The following is a 23,821-nucleotide window of genomic DNA, read 5'->3' as shown; positions in this document are numbered from 1 at the left end:
CGGCCCGTTTCGAAGCCGGGAACCAGCCTACGCAGGCCGGTTACAATTCGAGCACACGTTCGATTACGGCTGTTGACAGGGGTTAGGGCTACGCCAACTGGTGCAGATCCAGCACGTGCCAGTCGGTCGGTTCCGGGTTGCCGGTGGACCACCAGACCAGGCCGCCGCGGGTCGTGACCACGCTGACGTCACCCGCGAGGACGATCGTCCGGCCGGTCGGCAGGTCATACGCGAGCAGCCGCAGCGACTCGCCCTCCACGCTCGTCAGCAACTCGAACCGGTCCAGCAGGCCGACGTCGACGCCGATGGTGTTGACGTCACCCGGCAGGCGCCGCCGGTCGCTGCCGTCGGCGTGCATGACGTCGACCAGATTACGCCCGCTCCCGGTCTCCGCGATGGCGCGGCACCATTCCGGGGTGCACAGCAGCGTCTCCGCCGCGGTCGCCGGCACGGGTCGCCGCTGCCCGTCGGCCCGGTTCAGCAGCGTCGCCGCGCCCGGGTCGACGCTGAGGAGCCAGGGCCAGGCGCTCCATCGGTACCGGCCGTCGATGACGTCCTTGGCCACCGCGCCGCCGGTGAGCGCGATCGAGCGCACCTCGGTCTTGGGTGCGTCGTCGGGGGTCGCGGCGACCCAGTGCAGCCGGTCCTCCGCGACGACGAGGTCGTACTGGGACTCGAAGAACACGATCCCGCCCGTGTCGGCGGTCAGTGCGACCGGCGGGCCCGCGGCCGGGGCGACCGGTGCGCGCCACAGCCGTGTCTCGTACGGCCCGGCCGCGGTCGCCGAGGACTCCGCCCAGTACAGGACGCCGTCGGCGGCGGTGAGGCCCAGCCACTGCGGGAACCGGTCCTTCGGCACGCTGCGCAGCTCGCGCGGGGCGCCGGCGCCGCGCAGCAGGAGCCGCTCCGCGGTGCCGTCCGCCGACGGGGCCGTGCCGACGGAGGTGCCGGTGTCCAGGTACAGCAGCGGCGTGTAGATCGCGCCGTCGGCCAGCCGCGCGGGCACGACCCCGGGCGTCAGGGTCGCCGTCACGGTGCCGGCACCGGACGGCGCGACGGTCGGCGGGACATCCCGGGACGTGGGGGAGAACAGCAGCCAGCCGCCGACGACGAGCGCGGCGGCGAGAGCGATCAGCGGTCGGGCCCGTCTCACGGGGCACAACCCTACGTGAGGTCATGAGAGTTTCACGGCTGCCGGGGCCGTGACCTGGACCGGGACTGTCCGTTCGTTGACCCGGGACAGTGAGCGCTCACACCATGCGGCCCATGCGAACCAAGTCAAGGATCGTCGCCGGGCTGGCGGGGGCGGTGACGGTCGTCGCGCTCGGCGTCGTCGTGCAGACCGCCACCAGCCCCGCGCAGGCCGCGGCCGCGGACCCGTACGCGCTCAAGAACGTGCAGATCGAGGGCGGCGGCTTCGTGCCGGGCATCATCTTCAACCAGAAGCAGCAGAACCTGGTCTACGCGCGCACGGACATCGGTGGCGCGTATCGCCTGGACCCGGCCACGAACCGCTGGATCCCGCTGCTGGACTGGGTCGGCCAGGACAACTGGGGCTACAACGGCGTCGTCAGCCTCGCCACCGACGAGGTCGACCCGAACAAGGTGTACGTGGCCGCCGGCATGTACACCAACACCTGGGACCCGAACAACGGCGCGATCCTGCGCTCCTCCGACAAGGGTGCCACCTGGCAGAGCACCCCGCTGCCGTTCAAGCTCGGCGGCAACATGCCCGGCCGCGGCATGGGGGAGCGCCTCGCGATCGACCCGAACAAGAACTCGATCCTGTACCTCGGCGCCCCGAGCGGCAACGGGCTGTGGCGCAGCACCGACTCCGGCGTCACCTGGTCGAAGGTCACCGCCTTCCCGAACCCGGGCAACTACGCGCAGGACCCGAACGACGTCAACGGCTATCTCACCGACAACCAGGGCGTCACCTGGGTGACGTTCGACAAGCGCACCGGCACGCTTGGGAATACCACGCAGACCATCTACGTCGGAGTGGCCGACAAGCAGAACACCGTCTACCGCACCACCAACGGCGGCACCACCTGGGAGCGCGTCGCCGGGCAGCCGACCGGGTACCTGTCGCACAAGGGCGTCCTGGACACCGCCGGCGGCAACCTGTACATCGCGACCAGCGACACCGGCGGCCCGTACGACGGGGCGAAGGGCGACGTCTGGAAGTACAACACGGCCACCGGCGCCTGGACCCAGATCAGCCCGATCCCGTCCAGCAGCGCGGACGACTACTTCGGCTACAGCGGCCTCACCATCGACCGCCAGCACCCGAACACCATCATGGTCGCCACCCAGATCTCCTGGTGGCCGGACGTCATCTTCTTCCGCAGCACCGACGCCGGCGCGACCTGGACCCGGATCTGGGACTTCAGCAGCTACCCGAACCGCAGCCTCCGGTACAAGATGGACGTCAGCCGCTCGCCGTGGCTGTCGCTGGGCGCCAACCCGCAGCCGCCGGAGGTCTCCCCGAAGCTCGGCTGGATGACGGAGTCCCTGGAGATCGACCCGTTCAACTCCAACCGCTTCATGTACGGCACCGGCGCGACGATCTACGGCAGCACCGACCTCACCACCTGGGACACCGGCGGCCAGATCACGATCACACCGATGGCCGCGGGCCTGGAGGAGACCGCGGTGCTGGACCTCATCAGCCCGCCGTCGGGTGCCCCGCTCATCTCCGGCCTCGGCGACATCGGCGGCTTCCGGCACACCAACCTCGACGCCGTGCCCGCCATGATGTTCCAGTCGCCGTACTTCACCAGCACCACCAGCCTCGACTACGCCGAGCTCAACCCGAGCGTCATGGTCCGCGCCGGCAACTTCGCCGACAGTGACCGCCCCAACGACAGCCACGCCGCGTTCTCCACCGACGGCGGCGCGAACTGGTTCCAGGGCAGCGAACCCGGCGGCATCAACGAGGGCGGCACGATCGCCGCCGCCGCCGACGGCTCCAGGTTCGTCTGGGCGCCGAAGAACAGCGCGCCCGTGTACTCCGTCGGCTTCGGCAACACCTGGACCCAGGCTTCGGGCCTGCCGCAGAACGCGGTCGTCGAGTCCGACCGGGTGAATGCCAGCACGTTCTACGGCTTCTCCGGCGGCACCTTCTACCGCAGCACCAACGGCGGCGCCACGTTCGCCGCGGCTGCCACCGGACTCCCGGCCACCGCCACCTTCAAGGCCGTCCCCGGCGTCGCCGGTGAGATCTGGCTCGCGGGTGGGACCTCGGGGCTGTTCCGGTCCACCGACGGTGGCGTTTCGTTTGCCAAGGTGGCGTCGGTACAGGCAGCGAACGCGGTGGGCTTCGGCAAGGGCGCGCCCGGCCGCTCGAACGTAGCGGTCTTCGCCGTGGCGCAGGTCGACGGGAAGAAGGGCGTGTACCGCTCCGACGACAGCGCCGCGTCCTGGCTGCGCATCAACGACGACCAGCACCAGTACGGCAACATCGGCGACACGATCACCGGTGACCCGCGCGTCTACGGCCGGGTGTACCTCGGCACCAACGGCCGCGGCATCATCTACGGCGACCGCACCGGCGCCCCGCCGACGTCGTACTCCGCGTCGCCGTCGCGGTCGGCCTCGGCCTCGCCTTCACGGTCCGCCTCATCGTCGGCCTCGCCGTCGCGGTCGGCCTCGGTCTCGCCGTCCTCCTCGGCCGCCTGCACCGTCGCCTACTCGGTCACCGGCCAGTGGGGCGGCGCCTTCCAGGGCGCGGTGAAGATCACCAACCGGTCGGCCACCGCGGTGAACGGGTGGAACCTCAAGTGGACGTACGCCAACGGCCAGACCATCAGCCAGATCTGGGGCGGCGTCAACAGCCAGACCGGCGCAGGCGTCACCGTCACCAACGCCGACTACACGAAGGTGATCGGGGCCAACGGCGGCAGCGTCGACTTCGGCTTCATCGCCTCCTGGAACAACACCACCAACACCAACCCGACCGCCTTCACCCTCAACGGCACCAGCTGCGCCGTCGGGTCGTAGCGGGCTGAGCGCTGTAGGCGGCGGGGCTGCCGCCGCCTACAGCTGGTCCCGCAGGTCGCGCAGGCTGGCCAGCTCCCGCTCGACCCACCCCTCACCGACCGACTCGGAACCACGCAGGGCCACCTTGGCCGTCAGGTGCCAGGCGATGTTGCGCACCAGCTCCACGACCCGCAGTGCGACGACGGCATCCGGGTCGACGGGCCGCAGCGTCCGGTACCCGTCGAGGAACGCCGGCCAGTGCGCCCCGCCGTACGGCCCGGTCAGGTCCGCGGCCCGCCACCCCACGGCGGCGAGGTCGAAGTCGTGCCACCGGACCCCGCCGTCGTCGTCGAGGTGGACGTTGTCGAGGCTGGCGTCCCCGTGCCGCACCCCTCGGTCGGGCGCGGCGACCCTTGCGAGACGCTCCCGCGCGGCCGCCGCCATCTCGTGGACCATCGGGTCGGCGATGCCGCGCAGGGCGGTGTCCAATGTGGACGTCGGATCGTCGATTCGGGCCGTCTTGCCGCTGACGAACCCGTCCGTGGCCAGATGGAACCGGGCGAGGGCGGTGCCGTACCGGTGGAAGAGCGCACCGGTCCACGGCGGCCTCGGCTTCTCACCCGCCGCCCACACCGTGACCGTGAACGGCCGCGCCCCTTCCGGCGCGTCGACGGTGCCGACGAGCGTGCCGTCGTCGAGCGGCACCGGTGCGGCGGCGGTGACCCCGGCCGCGGCGAGGTGCGCCGCGAGGTCCTGCTCCCACGCGACGTGCCGGCTCCCGGTGGCGTACACCTTGCACGCATAGGCCCGGCCGTCGGCCTCGACCCGGTACACGTCGTTCGTCAGCGAACGGACCAGCTCGCAGCCGGTGACGGCGATGCCGCAGCGGGCCGCGACGAGGGCGGCGATTCCTTCGGGTGCCGCCAGTGAGCGGGTCCATCGCATCTGTTCGTGCCTCCGCCGGTTGCGGTTCGCGTGCCTTTGGTCGTCATGCCCCTCAGCTATTCGCCCACACAGCGGCGGACCGTGTGGCCCGCTCCCCATGACTGCGGTGCCGTCCGGGTTGGTTCCCGCTGGCAGTGTCCCTTCCCACGCTGGTAGCCGCGCGGATGGCGCCATCGCCGCGGCGTCCGTCGTCGGGGTGCCGCTCGCGCTGCCGGCCGCCGTGATCGCCGGTCGGGTGTGGCGGTGACGCTGACCGGCGGCCGCCCCCGGCGCAGATCGCAAACACCGCTCCAGCGACGGATTCACCGTGCGCCAGGTCTGGGACATCGAGGTCGTGCAGCCGTGGGCCCGGGCGGCCTCCGAGCTCGTCGCCGACCCGCGGTCCCTGCGTCGGATCGATGCCCAGATGCTGGCCCGGGCGTTCGATCACCGGCCCACGTCATGTCAGGAACAGCGCCGCCAACCGGGGCAGCCGCCTGCGCATCTCCGAGTCGTCCTCGACGTCCCAGCGGTCGCCGCGGGCGGGTGCCGGGCGCTCCACCGGGCCGTCGAACGCCGCGTCGAAGTCATCCCCCGAACCGGTCCGGCGCACATAGGCGTTGCGGGCCAGATACAGCATCTCCTCACAGCCGAGCCAACCCTTGCCGGTGGTGGCCATGCGACGCACCACCGGCAGGTCCGCGAGCGAATCCGGATCCGCGACCGCACCGTCGAACGCGGCCCGCCCCTGCAGCATCAGCCCCGAGCGGAAGTCCATGAAGCCGTCGTCGCCGCAGCCACCCTCGATGAGATAGGCGGCCGCCCATAACGGGGCCAGGTATGCGGCGTCGAAGACGGTGGAGAAGTGCCGGGCGAACCCGATGATCTCCTCCGGGGGCAGGGCCGCCACCCGGTCCAGGACCGCGTCCGGCAGCGGGTCGTCCGCCGGGTCACGGTCGCCGGCACGCTCGCCGCAGGCCGAGCGCGCCGACTCGATCAGGTCCCACCACTCCAGCGTCTCCACACCCGAGACCGTAGCCCGGGGGTACGACAGAAAACGTTCAGCTGAGGTGGCGGACACGCCAGCAGCTGACGCCGGCGAGCAGGACAGTGAGGCCGGCGAAGATCGCGGTCTCGTAGACCTGTCAACGACAGACGGCCGCGGCCCCGGTCGGGGTCGCGGCCGAATGCGGCCGTAGCTACTCGAAGCGCAGCCCGTCCGGGCGCATCAGCCGCCACAGGGCCGGGAGGCTGGCGGTGGTGACGAGCAGGACGACGCCGGCGGCGATGCCGCTGACGATGGCGATGCCGGACACGTCGGCGTGGAAGGGCACGTTGACGGTGGCCAGGAGAAGGGCGCCGAGGCCGAGGCCGAGCGCGGCCGCGAGGACCAGGCCGAGGACGACGGGCACCAGGGTCTGCCAGAGGATCGACCAGCCCATGGTGGAGCGGCGGGCGCCGAAGGCGACCAGGGCGGCCAGGGTGCGGCGCCGCTCGCGGAGCTGCTCGAGGGTGCCGACGAGCAGGCTCAGGCCGACGAGCAGCAGGGTGACGGCGGCGCCGGCGAACAGGCCGCGGCGGATGCTCGCGAAGGTGCTGTCCCGGACCTGCGACCGCTGGATCGTGACGTCCATCGTGGGGCTGATGGCCATGGCGGCGTTGAGCAGCCGTTCCGGGGCGTCCTCGTCGCCGGGGGCGAGGTGGACGTAGGAGACGAACGTGGGGGCGGGCTCGGCGGGCGGCGCGGCGCCGGTGGTGACGAGCACGCCGGTGACGTCGCCGTAGGGGCCTGGCAGCGCCTTGGCGGGCCGGGCCGTCGCCGGCACCGTCCACTCCGTGTGCGGCCGTTCGGTGTCGGGGTCGGAGTCGCCCATGACGACGGTCTGGCCGGGCAGTTCGGCGAGGTCGGGATGCTCGAACACGAACACGTCGCCGTCGGCGCACCGGTCCAGCTCGGCGAGCTCGCGCAGCACCGCGCAGTCACCGATCCACATGGTGGCGAAGCCGCTCGCGCCGAAGTGGGCGGAGTCGCGCCGGAACGTGTTGACCGACGTCACCCCACCGGTGCGCAGTTTCGCGTCGAGCGCGCCGCTGTCGGTGGCGGTCGCCAGCGCCGACACCTTGACGACCGTGTATGACTGGGCCCGCCCCGGGTCCAGGTGGGCGTCCCTGGTGTAGGTGGCGTCGGCGGCGGAGAACAGCATCTGCAACGCGATCGTGCCGGCCGCGGCGACCGCGATCGCGCCCACCGCGCGCACCGAGCTGCCGCCGGACAGCTGCAGGCGGCGCACGGCCATCTGCCACGACAGCGCGCCACCGCCGCCGAGCCGGCCGACGATCCGGTCGAACACCCACGGCAGCAGCAGCGCGACGCCGAGCAGGACCAGCGACACGCCGGCGACGGCCTGCCACTGGTTGAAGTCGCCGCGGCTGCCGGTGAGCGGGGCGAGCAGCGCGCCGCCGGCGACCGGGGTGAGCAGGCGCCACCACAGGCGCCGGTGGGTGCGGGCGGTGGCGCGGCGCACCACGCCGAGGGGTTCGACCACGACCCGGCGCAGTGCGACGAGGCTCATCGCCAGGGCCGCGAGGGGCACGGACACGATCAGCAGGGCGAGCAGCGGCAGCGGCGGGCGCAGGTCGGTGCCGTACACGCTGAGCTGGGCGACCTCGAAGAACTCCACGAACGGGCGGCCGACGAGGAAGACGACCCCGCCGACGAGCAGGCCGAGGGTGGCGCTGACGACGGCCTCACCGGCGGCGATGCGGCGGGTCATGCCGCCGTCCGCGCCGACGAGCCGGACCGCGGCCAGGCGCCGGTCGCGTTGCTCGCCGCCGAAGCGGGTCGCGGCGGCGACGAACATGGCGACCGGCATGAGCAGCACGACGAAGATGACGATGACGAGCATGAGCAGGAACGGGTCGAGCGGCTCGTGCGGGCTGTGGCTGCCGTAGCCGTCGATGCGCTGGACCTGGGGCTGGCCGAAGGCCAGGTCGCCGCGGACCGCGTAGTAGACCAGCTCGTTGGGGCCCGACAGGCCGGCCTTGCCGATGGTGCCGCCGACCGTGCCCGGCATGCGGTCGCGCAGCAGGGCGCCGTCGCGGGAGGCGAGCAGGTCGCGCAGGGCGGGGGAGACCAGCATGGTGCCCGGCGCCGGCAGGGACCGCACGCCGGGTGGCAGCACCGGGTGGGCGCCGTCGGGTCGCACGAGCCTGCCCCGGACGCTGCGGCCGTGATACGAGGTGCCGATGTTCAGGGTCAGCACGGTGGTGTCCCCGGGCGTGATCTTGTCGGAGCCGTAGCGGTCGTCGTCGCGGGCGGCGGTGCGGGACGAGCGCGCGTCGAGCATCGCCGGCACGGACACCGACAGCAGCAGCACGGCGACGCCGAGCCCGACGCCGATCGCGGTGAGGGCGGTGCGCAGGAGCCCTTCGCGGCCGCCGGTGAGCGCGAGCCGGGCACCGAGGCCGACCTCCGCGGCCCACCGCCGCAGCCGTCCGGTGTGCACCGGCCCGGCCGCCGGGGCCGGCCGGCCGACCCCGCTAAGAGGGGCCGTCATGCGTGCCGGGCCAGGTCGAGGGCCTTACCGTCGCGGACCACGATCTCGCGGTCGGCGTACGCGGCGACCCGGGCCTCGTGCGTCACCAGGACCACGGCGGCGCCGCTGGTGCGGGCGGCGTCGGTGAACAGCCGCATGACCCGCTCGCCGTTGAGGGAGTCCAGCGCGCCGGTCGGCTCGTCGGCGAAGACGACCCGCGCCCCGGTGACGAGGGCCCGGGCGACGGCGACCCGCTGGCCCTGCCCGCCGGAGACCTCGCCGGGCCGCTTGCCCGCCACGTCGGTGATCTCGAGACGGTCCAGCCACTCGGCGGCCCGCCGCTGGGCGTCCTTGCGCCGGTGCCCGTCCAGGCGCAGCGGCAGCGCCACGTTCTCCAGGCAGGTCAGCTCCGGCACGAGCTGGCCGAACTGGAACACGAACCCGAACTCGCCGCGCCGCAGCGCGCTGCGCTGCCCGTCGGACATGGCGGACAGCTCCTGGTCGCGGTAGAGGACCTGGCCGGCGTCGGGACGGATGATCCCGGCGAGGCAGTGCAGCAGCGTCGACTTGCCGGACCCGGACGGTCCCATGACGGCGACGATCTCCCCGGCGGCGATGGACATGGACGCACCGGACAGCGCCTGGGTGGATCCGAACGACTTCGTCAGTTCGACGGCCGAGAGCATCATCCGCGCACCTTCCCGGCGAGCTCGGTGAGGCGGGCCGCGGTGAGCTCGAGCCAGCGCAGGTCGGCCTCCAGGTGGAACAGGGCGTGGTCGCAGATCAGCTGGTCGGCGAGGTCGCCGCCGGTCTTGCGCCGGGTCAGCTCGCGCATCAGGCGCAGGTGCTCGGCCCGCTGGGTGTCCAGCAGCTCCGCCGCGGGCCGGCCGGTCAGCAGCGCCAGGACCACCTTCGTGTAGAGGGTGTTCTGCAGGTACGGCTCCGGCTTCTCCGGCTGCTGCAACCACTGCTCGACGTCGGCGACGCCGGCGGGGGTGATCGCGTAGCGCTTGCGGTCCGGGCCCTCGCCCGGCTCGACACCGTCAACCGTGACCAGGCCGTGCTTCAGCAGCCGGGACAGGGTCGAGTAGACCTGGCCGTACGCGAGGGGGCGGTCGCTGCCGAACCGCTCGTCGTAGGCCCGCTTCAGGTCGTAACCGTGGCGGGGCTGGGACTCGAGCAGCCCCAGAAACGCTTGACCGATGGACATGCGGGCGACTCTACACCATGTGTATACCTAGTGTGTATACACGCCTTGTAGAGCCTCTGAGCTGCGGCTCAGCATTTCGTCTCATGCGCTTGTACGAGTAAATGTGCCAACCGCCGGTGCTCATTGTGGTCCAGGTCACAGCACGGCCCTTTTGTCCGTTTCCGCCAATACGGCGCTCTGTAGGTTCGCCCGGACACGCCGCTGATCACCCCATTTCTCCCCTTGGGATGACGGTGGCGCGCGCTCTGTAACCGACCGAGAAGGAGAGCCGGTGCGTCTGCCGAACCTGTCCAACAAGGCCAAACTCGCTGCCGTCGCGGCGATTGTGGCGGTCCCCGCCATCGCCCTGCCGATCGCGTTCGCCACGAAGGACGGCGGCCTTCCGGGCGTCGGATCCGGCGGCGCCGATGCCGCCTACGCGTTCCCCGCGACCCCGGACCACATCCCGGACACCCCCGTGCGGGTCAACCAGGTCGGCTACCTGCCGGACGGGCCGAAGCGGGCCACCGTCATCAGCGACGCGAGCACCCCGCTGGCGTGGCAGCTCAAGGACAAGGCCGGCACGGTGGTCGCCTCCGGCGAGACCACGCCGCACGGCATGGACCCCAGCTCCGGCCAGGGCACGCACACGATCGACTTCAGCGACTACAAGGGTAGTGGCAGCACGTACACCCTCGAGGTCGACGGCAAGGCGAGCCTGCCCTTCGACCTCGACCCGAAGGCCTACCGCCAGCTCGCGATCGACGCGATGTCGTTCTACTACCCGCAGCGCAGCGGCATCGCCATCGACGACAAGATCGCCCCCGGCTACGGCCGCGCCGCCGGTCACACCGCAGACAGCCCCAACGGCGGCGACAGCAAGGTTCCGTGCCAGCCCGGCACCTGCGACTACTCCCTCGATGTCACGGGCGGTTGGTATGACGCCGGCGACCACGGCAAGTACGTCGTCAACGGCGGCATCTCCGTCGCGCAGCTGATGAGCTCCTACGAGCGGTCCCCGCAGGCGTCGAAGGCGCGCACGCTGCGCCAGCCCGAGGCCGGCAACAAGATCCCGGACGTGCTCGACGAGGCCCGCTGGGAGCTCGACTTCCTCACCAAGATGCAGGTCCCGGCCGGCCAGAAGCTCGCCGGCATGGCCCACCACAAGATCCACGACGCCGGCTGGACGGGGCTGCCGATGGACCCCGCAGCCGACACCCAGCAGCGGTTCCTCAAGCCGCCGTCGACGGCCGCGACCCTCAACCTCGCCGCCGCGGCCGCTCAGGGTTCCCGGGTGTTCGAGGTGTACGACAAGGCCTACGCCGAGAAGCTGCTGACCGTGGCCCGCACGGCGTTCGCGGCCGCGCAGGCCAACCCGAAGATGTACGCGCCCGACTCCGACGGCGTCGGCGGCGGCGCATACGGCGACACCGACGTCGACGACGAGTTCTACTGGGCCGCGGCGGAGCTGTACATCACCACCGGCGAGAAGAAATTCGCCGACTTCGTCACCGCCTCGCCGGTGCACAAGTCCGACGTCTTCGCCAACGCCTTCGACTGGCGGGCCGTGGGTGCCCTCGGCCGGCTCGACCTCGCCGCCGTCGACAACAAGCTGCCCGACCGTGAGCGGGTCCGCGCGAGCGTCGTCGCCGGCGCGGACAAGCACCTCGCCACGCTGAACTCGCAGGCGTACGGCCAGGCGTACGCGCCCAACGGCGGCTACGACTGGGCGTCCAACAGCCAGATGCTCAACAACCTCGCCGTCGTCGGCACCGCGTTCGACCTGACCGGTGAGCAGAAGTACCGTGACGGCGTCCTGTCCGGCATGGACTACATCTTCGGCCGCAACGCGCTCAACCAGTCCTACGTGACCGGCTACGGCGAGAAGGCGTCGAAGAACCAGCACAGCCGCTGGTACGCCCGCCAGCTCGACCCGAAGCTGCCGAACCCGCCGCGCGGCACCCTCGCCGGTGGCCCCAACTCCTCGCTGCAGGACGAGGTCGCCTCGGCGGCGCTGAAGGGCTGCAAGCCGCAGCTGTGCTACATCGACGACATCAAGTCGTGGTCGACGAACGAGCTGACCATCAACTGGAACTCGTCGCTGTCCTGGGTCGCGTCCTTCGCGGCGGACCAGACCTGATTCAGTGCTCTTCGGAATGGGGCGGCCACCGGTCGCCCCATTCCGCGTCTCTGGCGGCCTTGTAGGTCGGGCCTTCCCGCTTGGACACCAGGGTCGGGCCGACGGTCGTGTCCGGGTTGCAGACCTGCAGCGTGACGAGCCCCTTGCGGAACGCGGGGTGCCGCACGACCCGTCCCTGCTGTTCGGTCGGCTGTCTCGTCACCGCGACGTAGGCGAACTTCTCGTCCTCGTAGCCGAGCGCGGCGTCCTTCACCTTGCGGTGCAGGGCGGAGCGGTTGACGCGGACGGAGAAGTGGCACCAGTCCTTGCCGGTCATGCCGCACTGCTGCTGATGGGGGCACGGCGCCGCGACGGTCCAGCCCTGTTCCAGCAGCCGCTGTCGTGCGTCGAGGATCCGCCGGTACCCCAGGGGAGTGCCCGGTTCGACGATGACCACTGCCTGGCGGGCGGCGGCGCCGGCGGCGTCGACCAGGTCGTGCTGCGCGTCCTCGGTGAGCTCGCCCAGGACGTAGGACACCAGCACCAGGTCGGCGGTGTCCGTGGGTTCGCCGAGATGCCACTCCTGCCAGGTCGCGCGGGGGAGCATGCGCTGGCCGAGCTTGAGCGCCTCCGGGACCTGGTCGAGGATGGTCACGGTGTCGAGCGCCGGGAACGCGGCGAGGGCCGCCCAGGTCGCGGCGCCGGACCCGCCGCCGACATCCAGCACACTTTTCGGACTTATCGTGATTTGTGCCAGTACCGCGGCGACCGCGGCGTGGGTGGCCGGCATGCGGTACGCGGCGTACGCGGTCACGTCGACCATGTTGCGCAGCAGCGGCTCGTCGGCGGGCCGGCCGCTGCGGTAGTCGGCGATGAGCCGCTGTACCGACTCGGCCAGCCGCTTCGGCGGGACGGCTTCGAGGAGTTGGTCGAGGGCCTCACGGAGGTCGGTCATGCCATTGCCTTCCGGTTCCAGAACCAGCGCTGCACGAGCAGCGTGAGCACGCCGGCGGTCACGATCGCGGCGAGGTTCAGCAGGAGCTGGACGGCCGAGCCGAGCGCCTCGTGCATGACGCCGTAGGCGATCGCGACCGCGATGTTCGCCGCCGCGGGCACGGTCGTCACCGAGATCAGCACGCCGATCAGCGGCCCGGCCTTCGACGAGGTCAGCGACAACATCCCGGCGATCCCGGCGAAGAAGCCGACCACCCACGAGAACGCGTCGGGTCGCCAGATGAAGTCGGTCAGCGGCCGCTCCCGCAGCAGCATGCCCTTGTCGACCAGGCCGACGAGATCCAGCAGGTACGTGGTGCCGATCGTCACGACGATCGCTGTCAGAAACCCGACGACCAGGGCGATCGACGCGCGTCTGATGAACCCCGGACGCCACCGGATGATCCCCACGCACAGTGCCGCGAGCGGACCGAACTCCGGTCCGACGACCATCGCCCCGACGATGAGGATCGGCTGGTCGAGCAGCACGCCGATGCCGGCGATGATGGTGGCGATCGCGAACATCGCCAGGTAGGTGCCGGACAGCTCGGTCTCGTCGCCGGTCTTCTGCTCGATCTCGTCCCACACCACCGCGTCGCTGGCCAGGCCCGGCGCGGCGTCCGCGGCGGCGGCCGCGACGTTGGACAACGCCACGTCGACGTGGTCGATTGCGATCGAACCGACCTCGTGGATGCGCTGCCGGCGCAGGGCGGACAGGACCTGGCTGCCGGCCTCCCGGACGACGTCGCAGAGCACGAGGTCGCCGTCGGGCTGGCGGGCCGCGCCCGGCAGCACGACCAGGTTCGTCGCGCCGGGGGCGGCCTCGATGATCCGGACGACCTCGTCGGTCCGGTCCGGTGGGGAGATGACCCGCAGATGCAGCACCCTTCAATTTTTGTCGGTGGTCGTCGCTACGCTGTCGGCGCCCCCTCGTTGATCCGTATTCGAAAGGCCGTGACCGATGCCCCAGACGACCTATCTCGAGCTGTCCGAGGACAGCGGCAGCGCCCACAAGTTCTATGAGGTGACCGTCGACGGCGCCGAGATGTCGATCCGCTACGGCCGCATCGGCGACCCCGGCACGCTGAAGACCACGACATACCCCGACCACGCCAAGGCGACCGCCGAGGCGGCGAAGAAGATCGGCGAGAAGTCCCGCAAGGGCTACGCCCCGGCCGTTGCCGGCCAGCGGGCCAAACGCTCCGTGTCCCGCCGCGTCATCGTCAGCGCCCGCTCCACCGCGAAGACCGCACCGCTGCTGTGGCGCTACAAGTCGGGCTCCTCCGCGTTCGGCATCTTCGTCGACGACCGGGTCTGCATGGTCGGCAACGAGGCCGGCGTCGTCACCACCCTCACCCACGACGCGCAGGTCGAGCGCCAGTTCCAGCTCCCCGACGGGGTGAAGTGCATCGTCGCCGACGACGACTGGCTCTATGCCGGCTGCGATGACGGCAACGTCTATGACCTGTCCGGCAAGATCCCGCGGATCGCCTATGCGATCGCCCCCGACATCGACATCTACTGGCTGGACATCCACGACGGCGTCCTCGGCGTCGCCGACGCCAAGGGCGGCATCTGCAGCATCGACCACGAGGACGAGTTCCTCTGGCGCCAGCAGGGCAACGGCTCCAGCGGCTGGATGGTCCGCTGCGACGACAACGCCGTGCACCACGGCCACAGCAAGGGCGTCACCAGCTACGACTGGCGCACCGGCAAGGAGCTGTGGAACCAGCCGACCCGCGGCGCGGTCCTGTTCGGCTGGCAGGAGCGCGACACCCTCTACGCCGGCATGTCCTCCAACCAGGTCCTGTCCTTCACCAAGAGCGGCCAGACCTCCGTCAGCTACCGCTGCGACAACACCATCTACTCCTGCGCCGCCGCCCCCGACGGCCGTTACGTCTTCGCCGGCGACTCGAGCTCCTCGGTGTATTGCTTCGCGGCCGACGGCACCCGCCTGTGGAAGCTCGGCACCGGCTGCGGCAGCGCCTACTCGATGCAGTATCACAACGAGCGCCTCTACATCGTCACCACCGACGGGTCGCTCGCCTGCATCGACGCCAGCGAGGAGGCCGTTCGCGCCGCCGAGCAGGGCGTCGTGCCCGAGTATGTCGACGTGAAGGCGCCCCGCATGGAGGCCGTCGCCCCCTCCACCACCGTCGAGGTCGCCACCGACTCCTCCGGCGGCGTGGTCGTCGAGTGCTTCGAGGAGGGCGGCCGCCTGCGCATCCGCGTCGTCACGCCCGGCTACCACTCCGACTGGCAGGTCCAGTTCCCGAAGGGCATCCGCGAGCCGCAGGCCCGCTATGTCGTCCCGGAGATCCGCGAGGCCAGCCGGGGTGGCTTCTACCGCGCCCACGGCGAGATCCGCCGCCTCGTCTGACCCGCCCGTCGCGGTATCCGGTCGGGCCGATCCACGTCGGCCCGACCGCCGGGCGGCTTTCTCGTGCCGCCGCGCCTGGTTGTCGTGGTTGCCGGCCCGGCTGATCCGCGTCGGCTCGGCGGCGCGGCGGTGTTGCCTCGTGCTGCCGCCGCGCCTGGGTGTCGTGGTTGCCGGCCCGGCCGATCCGCGTTGGTTCGGCTGGCGGGCGGTATTGCCTCGTGCCGTCTGCAGGCCCGGCTGATCCGCGTCGGCTCGGCGGCCGGGTGGCGTTGTCTCGTGCTGCCGCCGCGCCTGGTTGTCGTGGTGGTCAGCCGGGCCGATCCGCGTCGGCCTGGCCTGCGCGGTGGGTTCGGTTCATTCCTCCCGGGGGCCCGGGGCCACCGCCGGATCGCCGGCGGGCGTGGGTGTGGGCGTGGCGTGATAGGCCCGGATCTCGGCCCGGTGTTGTGGCGCGACATAGTCGGTGAGCGTCCACTCGTGGACGTCGCCGACCAGGTCCGTCGCTCTGAACCTGATGTCGAGGTTGCTGATGGAATGGACCGCGCGTGAGGTCAGACTCAGGACGTGGACGCCGTCGAACGGGTTCGCCGTCGGTGGCATCGGTGCCGGACCGATGATCATGAGGTAGAAGTCGCGCTCCTCGATCAGTCCGATCTGGCGCAGTTGCTGTCTCGTCTGGTCCAGCGTGAGCCAGGGTGATGGCCCGGCGCGGTCGTCGGGTGTCGGACCGCCGGCCAGTTCCAGCCGGTAGCGGACATTCTCCACGAACGCCACACCGCTGCCGCCGTTGTGCACGTACAGGTGGATCGCCCGTGGCGCGCCCTCGGGGCTCGTCACCCGCCCGCGCCCCTTGTCGTCGCGGGTGAAACGCCAGCCCAGATAGGGCCGGACCGTCATTGCGTATTGGCCGCGGGCCAGCGTCGCACCGCCGACCGCCACCAGGAGGGTGATCGTCGAGCCGGTGTCCAGGACAATCCATTCGTCCCGCCCGATGCGTTGGCAGACGACGTCCCAGACCGCGTTCACGGCGAGCAGGATCATCGCAACCGCGGGGGTCACCACATAGGGCCGAGACCTTCGGATGACACGATGGTTGCTGATCGCATACCTCCGCCGCTCGACCTGGCTGCCAACCGAATTGTCGGTGACGTGCGCCAGGCTGGCAAGATCCACAAGGGTTAGTCGCTCAGTCCAGGCAGAACTCGTTGCCCTCGACGTCCTGCATCACCAGGCACGACTCGTTTTCCTCGTCGGCGACCAGGAGCCGCACGCGGGTCGCGCCGAGCGGGATCAGCCGGGCGCACTCGGCCTCCAGCGCGGCCACGCGCGCGTCGCCCACCAGGCCGGTGCCGACACGGATGTCGAGATGCACCCGGTTCTTGACGACCTTGCCTTCGGGGACGCGCTGGAAGTACAGCCGCGGGCCGACGCCGGTGGGATCGCTGCACCACGCCGACGCCGGGCCCTGCACCCCAGGCTGCGGCGCGTAACCCTCCAGTGACGGCGGCGGGACGTAGCCCAGCGCGTCGCACCAGAAGCGGGCGACGAGCGCGGGTTCCGCGCAGTCGAAGGTGACCTGGAACTGCTTGACCGATGCCATCGGCCCACCATAGAAGGTCGGGCCGGGCCTAGTATGGGTGGACGGCTCGCCCGTGCGGACTTCGCACCGGCTCGTAGCTGACCGGATCGCCGGTCTCCTCGCCGCGCTTCCGCGGCCAATCCTCATCACTCGCCGGCCCTTCGAGGGCACCGGCTCGGCACCCATGCCCAGGCAACCAAGCACCCATGCCCAAGCACCCATGCCCAAGCAACCAAGCACCCATGCCCAAGCAGCCAAAGCAACCAAGCCCGAAAGGAGTCGCCCTCATGCGGCGATACATCATCACTGGCGCGCCGGGCGCCGGGAAGACGACGGTCCTGGCGGCGCTGCGGGGCCGCGGATACGCGGTGGTCGACGAGGCGGCGACCGACGTCAACGTCCGCCTGCAGGCCCGGGGCGCCGACGTGGCGTGGCGCGAACCGGGGTTCATCGACGCGATCACGCTCCTGCAGCGGGAGCGGCTGGAGCAGCCCGCGCCGCCGGCGACCACGGTCCAGGTCTTCGACCGGTCGCCGTTCTGCACGCTCGCCCTGGCCCGCTACCTCGGCCTGCCGGTGCCGCCGGTCCTGGCGGAGGAGTTGGACCGGGTGGCGGCCGAGGGGACCTACCAGCGCCGGGTCTTCTTCGTGCAGCTGCTCGGGTTCGTCACGCCGACCGCGGTGCGGCGGATCAGTTTCGAGCAGTCGGTCGCGTTCGCGCGTTTCCACGAGCGGGCGTACCGGGAACACGGCTTCGAGCTGCTCGACGTACCCGCCGGAACCGTCGAGGAGCGGGCGGAGCTCATCGACGGGTGCCTCCGGAACTGGGCCGGGTAGGCCGCCCGCCTCGGCAATGCCACGAAAGTCGAAAAATTCTCGCCTCCTGTTGACAGTCACCGGGGTCTATCAGACGCTGATCTGACTTCAATCCGGTCGCCGGATCGTGCGTTCCGGCACGTAGGAAGGGGCACCGCCATCATGTCCCTGTCACTGCGCCATCCATCCCGCCTGATCACCCTCACCTCCGTCGTGCTCCTCCCGCTCGTCGCGACCACTGTCGTCGCCGTGCCGGCCGCCTCGGCCGCGGCGATCACGGCGAACGCCGACGCGCTGGACGGCACCTGTGCCTCGCTGCGCGTCTACAACGGCTCCACCTCGGTTGGCTACGTGGTGCGCAGCGGGGCGGGCTACGGCTTCACCTCCTCGGCGTCCTCGGCCACGTCGTTCCGCCTGGAGGCCACCCAGCTCGGCCGGTACGAGCTCATCGGCTCCGACGGCAAACCCGCGTACCAGAGCGTCGTCAGCTTCATCATGGCCGGCGACTCCTACGGCGACCGGGCCGACTTCACCGTCGCCAAGGTGGGCGACCGGTACCGGTTCACCGCCACGGCCACCGGCCAGGTCATGGGCTCGTTCCTGTGGAGTCTCGGTGCGGCCGGCTCGTCGTACACCGTCGCCCTCGCCACCGCGGCGGGGTGTGTCACGCCGCCCGACATCGACCCGGGCGTCACCGGCACCGCCGCGCCGGGTGTCGACGGCAGCGGCAAGCTCGTGGGAACGATCGACGCGCACGCCCACATCACCGCCGCCGCCGCGTTCGGCGGGCAGATGCACTGCGGTGAGGCGTGGGCGTCCGGCGGCGTGCAGGTCGCGCTCGCGGGCTGCGACACCCACCGCAGCCTCAACGTGGGCGCGCTGTTCGAGGCGATCGTCGGCGGCACGGACGCGGTGAACTCGCCGGAGGACGGCTGGCCGACGTTCGGTGACTGGCCGCAGCACAACTCGCTGCTGCACGAGCAGTCGTACTACCGGGGCATCGAGCGGTCCTGGCGGGCCGGGCAGCGGGTGCTCAACGCGCTGCTCGTCGCGAACAGGTCCATCTGCGAGCTGTTCCCCTACCGTGACACGTCCTGCGACGAGATGGACCAGATCCGGGTCCAGTCCCGCTACCTGTACTCGATGCAGGACTACATCGACGCGCAGAACGGCGGCGCCGGCAAGGGCTGGTTCCGCATCGCCACCACGCCGGCCCAGGTGCGCAGCGTCGCCGCGCAGGGCAAGCTGGCCGTGACCATCGGCGTGGAGAACTCGGAGATCTTCGGCTGCCGCGAGGTCAACGACGTCCCGCAGTGCACCACGGCCCAGATCGACGCGGGCCTCAACGAGCTGCAGTCGCTCGGCGTCTCCGGCCTGTACCCGATCCACAAGTTCGACAACGCCTTCGGCGGCACCCGGTTCGACGCGGGCGTCAGCGGGGCGTTCGTCAACCTGGGCAACCTGCTGTCCACCGGGCACTGGTGGACCGCCACCAGCTGCACCGGCCCGTCCGACAACGAGCAGCCGCTGGTCAGCGACGACCTCGTCAAGCTGCTGGCCTTCGGCGTGGTGGGCCTGCCGCCCGGCGCGGTGCTGCCCGTGTACCCCAGCGGCAAGATCTGCAACACCCGCGGGCTGACCAGCCTCGGCCGGTACCTCATCCAGAAGATGATGGACCGCGGCATGATCATTCACGTCGACCACATGAGCGTGAAGACCGCCACCGCGGTGCTGGACATGGCGGCGGCGGCGCACTACCCGGGCGTGACCTCGGTGCACAGCTGGTCCGACCCGACCATGATCGACCGGATTCTGGGTCTTGGCGGGTTCGTGGCCACCTACGCCAACTCGGTGCCGGAGTTCCTCAGCGAGTGGCGTGCCAACCGCGCCGCGCCGCACGGCAACGCCATCACCGGCTACGGCTACGGCACCGACGTCAACGGCCTCGGCGACCAGGCGAACCCGCGCCCGAACGCGGCGGCCAGCCCGCTGATCTACCCGTTCACCGCGCCGAACGGCACCACGGTGAGCCGGCAGGTCTTCGGGTCGCGCACCTTCGACGTCAACACCGACGGCGCCGCGCAGTACGGCCTGTTCGCCGACTGGACCACCGACCTCATCCAGCAGGCCGGCGGTGACAGCGCGCTGCTCCGGCAGCAGCTCATGTCCGGTGCCGAGGCGTATGTCCGGACCTGGGAGGCAGCCATCGCCTGGTAGCCGCGTCCCGATTTCACCCCGGCGCCCATGATCGATCATCATGGCCGGATGCGTACGGGGATGATCGCGGCACTGATCCTGCTGGGCCTTACTGGATGCGATGCGGCGAAGCCCGTTGCCGGCACCACGGCAACGGCTTCGCCGCCCGCTTCCGTGCGGCCGAAGTCGCTGCCGGACGCCGGCAGGTGTCACGCGGGCCAGGCGCTCGACGTGTACCACTACCGCGCCACCACCCTCAACGCGGTCGACTGCGCCGCCGAGCACGATGCCGAGATCGTCCGCGTCGGGCGGCTCACGTCACCGCCGGAGAACAAGACCAAGGAGGTCTACACCGACTGTGACACCGCCGCCCGGGAGTACGTCGGCGGCGACTGGCACGACGGCCGGCTGGGCATCGCGGTCATCGTTCCGTCGACGGACGAGTGGATCGCGGGCGTGCAGGAGTACCGGTGCGCGCTGTTCGAGTTCGCCGCCGAGAGCCGCAGCTCGAAGCTGCGCACGGGCAGCCTCAAGGACGGCCTGCGCGGCGCCCGCCCCCTCGCGCTGACGTGCATGGAGGTCCGCGGCACCCCGGACGGGAAGGGCTGGTTCCAGGACCTCGACCCGATGATCCCGATCGACTGCGCCCAGCCGCACAACGGCGAGTACATCGGCTCGTACGTCGGCGCGGACGTCCCGCACCCCGGCATGACGAGGCTCTCCCAGCAGGCGACGGAGGCCTGCGATGCCAAGGCGACAGCGTTCCTGGGCAAGACGTTCCCCAAGAGCCTGCGCGTCGTTCCGTCCGGCGGCAATCCGGACTGGTGGGCCTTGGGTGAGCGTACGGCCCGCTGCTACGTCGTGACCGGTCCCGACGATGTCCTGACGAAGTCCCTCAAGGCGTGACGCGGCGGTACGGCGGGCGGCGCGGGCGGGTCGGTCATACGCTGCGAGGATGGTCGCATTCGAGGACGTCGCGCGGGCGGTGCTGGACGGGAATCGTTACGTGGTGCTCGGCACCGCCGACGGCGGCGGTACGCCGTGGGTGTCGCCGGTGTTCTACACGCTGAGCGGGTATCGCGAGGTGATCTGGATGTCATCACCCGAGGCGCGGCACTCCCGCAACATCGGTGAGCGCCCCGACGTGAGTCTGGTGGTGTACGACTCGCGCGTCGAACCCGGCGACGGCATGGCCGTGTACATGTGCGGGGTCGCCGCCGAGGTGACGGGGGAGGCGGTCGCGGCGGTCGCGGCCGCCTACGGTGCCGCGGCGCTGCCGAAGGGCGGGCGGCGGGTGAAGATCGAGGACGTGACCGGCGAGGGGATCTACCGGATGTACCGGGCGACGATCCGCGAGCACTGGATCCTCGACCCGGACAGCCGTCCCGACGGGCGGGCGGCCGTCACGGTATGAGGGCCAGGACCTCGTCGACGGAGGCGGCGGGGTCGGTGACCGGGAACTGGACCTCGCGGATCGTGCCCGTGGGGTCGACGAGCAGGGTCAGCCGCTTGAGCCGGTCGACGCCCGCGGCGCGAAACGTGGGCAGGAGCAGCCCGGCGGCCAGGGCGCTGTCCTGGTCCGACAGGAGCGGGAACGGCAGCCGGGCGTGCGCCACGAACGCGGCGAGCTGGTCCGGGCGTTGGGTGCTCACACCGCACACGGCGGCGCCCTTGGCCAGGAACGCGGGGTGGCGGGCGGCATAGGTCAGCGACTCGAGGGTGCAGCCAGGGGCGCCGGGGATGTCGCCCCAGCCGGGCGGGTAGCCGTGGGCGTCGGGGGCGAAGGCGCCCGGGAAGCAGTAGAGCACCGTCCACGAGACCTGGGCGCCGAGGTCGACCAGGGTGCCGTCGTGGGCGGTGAGGGTGACGCCGGGCAGGCGCCGGCCGGTCAGGGCGCGCACCCGGCGGGCCTCGGCGGAGGCGCTGTCGGCGGTCGCGGTGAGGGTGCCGGGGCCCATGACGTGCCGGGTGCCCCAGTCCTGCAGGGCGACCAGCACCGGTAGCAGGCCCTCGCCCTTCGGGGTGAGCAGGTAGTCGTAGCGCGGCGGGTGGGCCGAATACTCCCGGCGCCGCAGCACGCCGTGCTCGACGAGCCGGCCGAGGCGCTCGGTGAGGGCGCGGCGGCTGACGCCGAGGGCGCGCTGCAGGGCGTCGAAGCGGGTGGTGCCGCCGGCGATGTCACGCACGATCAGAAACGTCCAGCCGTCGCCCATGACGCCGAGGGCCTGACTGATGCCGCAGTCGGCGTCGGTGAGGGCAGCGCGGTCCACGAGCACCAACTATAGTGCGTTCCATTATGGAACTCACCATGGAGCGGCAGCCGGATCTGTCGAAGCGGGGCGTGTTCTGGACCTGGTGGGCGGCGGGGACCGCCAGCGGCGCCGGGTCGGCGGTCGGGGCGGTCGCGCTGCCGTTGACGGCGCTGACGGTGCTGGACGCCGGGCCGTTCGAGATGGGGCTCATCGCCGCGGCCGGATACGTGGCCTGGCTGGTGATCGGGTTGCCGGCCGGGGTGCTCGTGCAGCGGCTGCCGCTGCGCGGCGCGCAGATCGGCGCGGACCTGGCCCGGGCCGCCGCGGTCGGGTCGGTGCCGCTCGCCTGGTGGTTCGGGTGGCTCAGCGTGGCGCAGCTGGTCGTCGTGGCGCTCGTGATCAGCTTCGCCAACGTGATCTTCGACGTGGCCAACGCGACGTTCCTGCCGGAGATCGTCGAGCGGGAGCAGCTGCAGGCCCGCAACAGCCTGGTGTCGGCCACGCACGCCACCACGCAGCTCGGCGGGCCGTCCGCGGGCGGGCTCTTCGTGCAGCTGCTGGGGCCGGTCGTGACCGTGCTGGTCGACGCCGTCAGCTACCTCGTCTCCGCCGCGCTGCTGCGGACCCTGCCGGCTCGGGGCGGCAGGGTCCGCGGTCACCAGGGCCAGAAGGGCCTGATCCGGGAGGGCTGGCGGTTCGTGGTCCGGCACCCGGTGATGGGGCCGGGGATGTGGACCGCCACCGCCGTCAACTTCGTCTGCGGGGCGCAGCTGGCGGTCTACCCGCTGTACCTGGTCCGCGAGCTGCACGCGCCGGCCGCGCTGGTCGGGTTCCTGCTCGCCGTGGAGGGGATCGGCTCCCTGGTCGGGGCGGCCCTGACCCCGCGGATCACCCGCCGGCTCGGGTCCGCGCGGGCCCTGGTCTGGGCCGGGTTCACCGCGGTCGCCGGCGCCGCGCTCATCCCGGCCGGCACCGGCTGGGTGGCCTACGCGGCGTTCGCGGCCGGCAACGTCGTGTTCGCCGGTGGTGTGGTCGTGCTGAGCGTGACCACCAGGACCTACCGGCAGATCGCCAGCCCGCCGCAGCTGCTGCCGAGGGTGATGGCCACGGTGCGGTTCGTGTCGTGGGGCGCGATCCCCGTCGGCGGCCTCGTCGCGGGCGCGCTCGCCGGGCCGCTGGGCGGGCGGGTGACGCTGTGGCTGTTCGCCGCGGCCGTCCTCGCCGCGCCGCTCGCGCTGGTGCTGTCGCCGGTCCGGCGCCTGCGGGAGCTGACCGATTTCCAGCCGGACCGCCGTACCATCGACGCCGATGACGACTGAAGAACCAATCGTGGACAGTGCCACCGGCTGGGTGGCCAAGCACATCCGGACCTACGTCGACAGCGGCGGCGCCAAGGGGCACCTGTATCAAGGGCTGCCGACGCTCCTGATCACCGTCCGGGGGCGCCGATCCGGGGTCCTGCGCCGCACCGCGCTGATCTACGGCCGCGCCGGGGACGACCTGGTCGTGGTCGCGTCCAACGGCGGGTCGGACGGGCATCCCGCCTGGTATCTCAACCTGCGTGACACACCCCAGGTCGACCTGCAGGTCGGCACCGAGCGGTTCGCGGCGCGGGCCAGGACGGCGACGGCGGACGAGCGACCCGCGCTGTGGCAGGCGATGGTGACGATCTTCCCGCGATACGAGCAGTACCGGGCCGCCGCCGCCCGCGAGATCCCGGTCGTGGTGCTGGAGCGCCTTCACACCGGGACCGGGATCGATGTGGGACCGGCGTAACGACGCGGCGATGATCGGTGTGACGCGGGCGTAACGCGCCATTCCTATGCTCCCTCCAGCGTCACGGTCGACGCGACGGTG

General features: G+C 71.4%; 20 protein-coding genes. 9 read left to right on the top strand and 11 right to left on the bottom strand.

Annotation, left to right across the window (positions count from 1 at the left end; genetic code table 11):
- Positions 1-88: 88 nt before the first annotated feature.
- Positions 89-1,153, bottom strand: a complete 1,065-nt coding sequence (locus Dsi01nite_RS41105; protein ID WP_203851822.1) for a hypothetical protein — start codon at positions 1,151-1,153, stop codon at positions 89-91.
- A gap of 113 nt (positions 1,154-1,266) precedes the next feature.
- Between Dsi01nite_RS41105 and Dsi01nite_RS41100 the strand changes: the two genes are divergently transcribed.
- On the top strand, positions 1,267-4,002 hold the full coding sequence (locus Dsi01nite_RS41100) for a cellulose binding domain-containing protein (RefSeq protein ID WP_203851821.1): 2,736 nt from the start codon (positions 1,267-1,269) through the stop codon (positions 4,000-4,002).
- 36 nt (positions 4,003-4,038) lie between these two features.
- On the opposite strand, the gene Dsi01nite_RS41095 is transcribed toward Dsi01nite_RS41100, so the two are convergent.
- The 5 genes from Dsi01nite_RS41095 to Dsi01nite_RS41075 form a co-directional block, all read right to left on the bottom strand.
- Positions 4,039-4,926 (bottom strand): phosphotransferase enzyme family protein, encoded by an 888-nt coding sequence (locus Dsi01nite_RS41095; RefSeq protein ID WP_203851820.1) that lies wholly within the window; start codon positions 4,924-4,926, stop codon positions 4,039-4,041.
- A 439-nt stretch (positions 4,927-5,365) separates the two neighbouring features.
- The gene (locus tag Dsi01nite_RS41090; protein ID WP_203851819.1) at positions 5,366-5,929 is read right to left on the bottom strand and encodes a DUF4240 domain-containing protein; all 564 of its coding nucleotides are present in this window, start codon (positions 5,927-5,929) and stop codon (positions 5,366-5,368) included.
- A 175-nt stretch (positions 5,930-6,104) separates the two neighbouring features.
- Positions 6,105-8,462 (bottom strand): FtsX-like permease family protein, encoded by a 2,358-nt coding sequence (locus Dsi01nite_RS41085; RefSeq protein WP_203851818.1) that lies wholly within the window; start codon positions 8,460-8,462, stop codon positions 6,105-6,107.
- Complete coding sequence (locus Dsi01nite_RS41080) at positions 8,459-9,130, bottom strand: ABC transporter ATP-binding protein (RefSeq protein ID WP_203851817.1); 672 nt, start codon at positions 9,128-9,130, stop codon at positions 8,459-8,461. Before Dsi01nite_RS41080 ends, Dsi01nite_RS41085 begins: the two co-directional genes overlap by 4 nt.
- Positions 9,127-9,651, bottom strand: coding sequence for a PadR family transcriptional regulator (locus Dsi01nite_RS41075; RefSeq protein WP_203851816.1), 525 nt, complete (start codon positions 9,649-9,651; stop codon positions 9,127-9,129). The genes Dsi01nite_RS41080 and Dsi01nite_RS41075 overlap by 4 nt, the downstream gene beginning before the upstream one ends.
- Positions 9,652-9,922: 271 nt before the next feature.
- On the opposite strand from Dsi01nite_RS41075, the gene Dsi01nite_RS41070 reads away from it, so the two are divergent.
- Positions 9,923-11,770, top strand: a complete 1,848-nt coding sequence (locus tag Dsi01nite_RS41070; protein ID WP_203851815.1) for a glycoside hydrolase family 9 protein — start codon at positions 9,923-9,925, stop codon at positions 11,768-11,770.
- Position 11,771: 1 nt separating this feature from the next.
- Here the strand turns inward: Dsi01nite_RS41070 and Dsi01nite_RS41065 are convergent, their stop codons facing one another.
- Positions 11,772-12,704, bottom strand: a complete 933-nt coding sequence (locus Dsi01nite_RS41065; RefSeq protein WP_203851814.1) for a small ribosomal subunit Rsm22 family protein — start codon at positions 12,702-12,704, stop codon at positions 11,772-11,774.
- Entirely contained in the window at positions 12,701-13,627 is a 927-nt protein-coding gene (locus Dsi01nite_RS41060; protein WP_203851813.1) for a DUF389 domain-containing protein, read from the bottom strand. Before Dsi01nite_RS41060 ends, Dsi01nite_RS41065 begins: the two co-directional genes overlap by 4 nt.
- A 76-nt stretch (positions 13,628-13,703) precedes the next feature.
- Between Dsi01nite_RS41060 and Dsi01nite_RS41055 the strand changes: the two genes are divergently transcribed.
- On the top strand, positions 13,704-15,122 hold the full coding sequence (locus Dsi01nite_RS41055; RefSeq protein WP_203851812.1) for a WGR domain-containing protein: 1,419 nt from the start codon (positions 13,704-13,706) through the stop codon (positions 15,120-15,122).
- 354 nt (positions 15,123-15,476) lie between these two features.
- Here the strand turns inward: Dsi01nite_RS41055 and Dsi01nite_RS41050 are convergent, their stop codons facing one another.
- Both Dsi01nite_RS41050 and Dsi01nite_RS41045 read right to left on the bottom strand, forming a co-directional pair.
- A complete protein-coding gene (locus tag Dsi01nite_RS41050; RefSeq protein WP_203851811.1) occupies positions 15,477-16,181 on the bottom strand; it encodes a hypothetical protein in 705 nt (234 codons plus the stop codon).
- Positions 16,182-16,308: 127 nt separating this feature from the next.
- Complete coding sequence (locus tag Dsi01nite_RS41045) at positions 16,309-16,722, bottom strand: VOC family protein (RefSeq protein WP_203851810.1); 414 nt, start codon at positions 16,720-16,722, stop codon at positions 16,309-16,311.
- 266 nt (positions 16,723-16,988) lie between these two features.
- Here Dsi01nite_RS41045 and Dsi01nite_RS41040 point away from each other — a divergent pair, with 266 nt between their 5' ends.
- The 4 genes from Dsi01nite_RS41040 to Dsi01nite_RS41025 all read left to right on the top strand — a co-directional run bounded on the left by Dsi01nite_RS41040 (position 16,989) and on the right by Dsi01nite_RS41025 (position 21,126).
- Entirely contained in the window at positions 16,989-17,537 is a 549-nt protein-coding gene (locus Dsi01nite_RS41040; RefSeq protein ID WP_203851809.1) for an AAA family ATPase, read from the top strand.
- A gap of 141 nt (positions 17,538-17,678) precedes the next feature.
- Positions 17,679-19,733 (top strand): membrane dipeptidase, encoded by a 2,055-nt coding sequence (locus Dsi01nite_RS41035; RefSeq protein WP_203851808.1) that lies wholly within the window; start codon positions 17,679-17,681, stop codon positions 19,731-19,733.
- 48 nt (positions 19,734-19,781) lie between these two features.
- The gene (locus tag Dsi01nite_RS41030) at positions 19,782-20,618 is read left to right on the top strand and encodes a septum formation family protein (RefSeq protein ID WP_203851807.1); all 837 of its coding nucleotides are present in this window, start codon (positions 19,782-19,784) and stop codon (positions 20,616-20,618) included.
- Between the two features lie 49 nt (positions 20,619-20,667).
- Entirely contained in the window at positions 20,668-21,126 is a 459-nt protein-coding gene (locus Dsi01nite_RS41025; protein ID WP_203851806.1) for a pyridoxamine 5'-phosphate oxidase family protein, read from the top strand.
- Here Dsi01nite_RS41025 and Dsi01nite_RS41020 read toward each other — a convergent pair.
- Complete coding sequence (locus Dsi01nite_RS41020) at positions 21,116-21,982, bottom strand: winged helix-turn-helix transcriptional regulator (protein WP_203851805.1); 867 nt, start codon at positions 21,980-21,982, stop codon at positions 21,116-21,118. The genes Dsi01nite_RS41025 and Dsi01nite_RS41020 overlap by 11 nt on opposite strands.
- 26 nt (positions 21,983-22,008) lie before the next feature.
- On the opposite strand from Dsi01nite_RS41020, the gene Dsi01nite_RS41015 reads away from it, so the two are divergent.
- On the top strand, positions 22,009-23,283 hold the full coding sequence (locus Dsi01nite_RS41015; RefSeq protein ID WP_239136545.1) for an MFS transporter: 1,275 nt from the start codon (positions 22,009-22,011) through the stop codon (positions 23,281-23,283).
- Complete coding sequence (locus tag Dsi01nite_RS41010; RefSeq protein WP_203851804.1) at positions 23,273-23,740, top strand: nitroreductase family deazaflavin-dependent oxidoreductase; 468 nt, start codon at positions 23,273-23,275, stop codon at positions 23,738-23,740. The genes Dsi01nite_RS41015 and Dsi01nite_RS41010 overlap by 11 nt, the downstream gene beginning before the upstream one ends.
- Positions 23,741-23,821 lie beyond the last annotated feature (81 nt).

This window comes from Dactylosporangium siamense, from assembly GCF_016862795.1.
Lineage (GTDB): Bacteria > Actinomycetota > Actinomycetes > Mycobacteriales > Micromonosporaceae > Dactylosporangium > Dactylosporangium siamense.
Note: the sequence above shows the minus strand (reverse complement) of the source record. Positions and strands in the feature narration are given on the sequence as shown.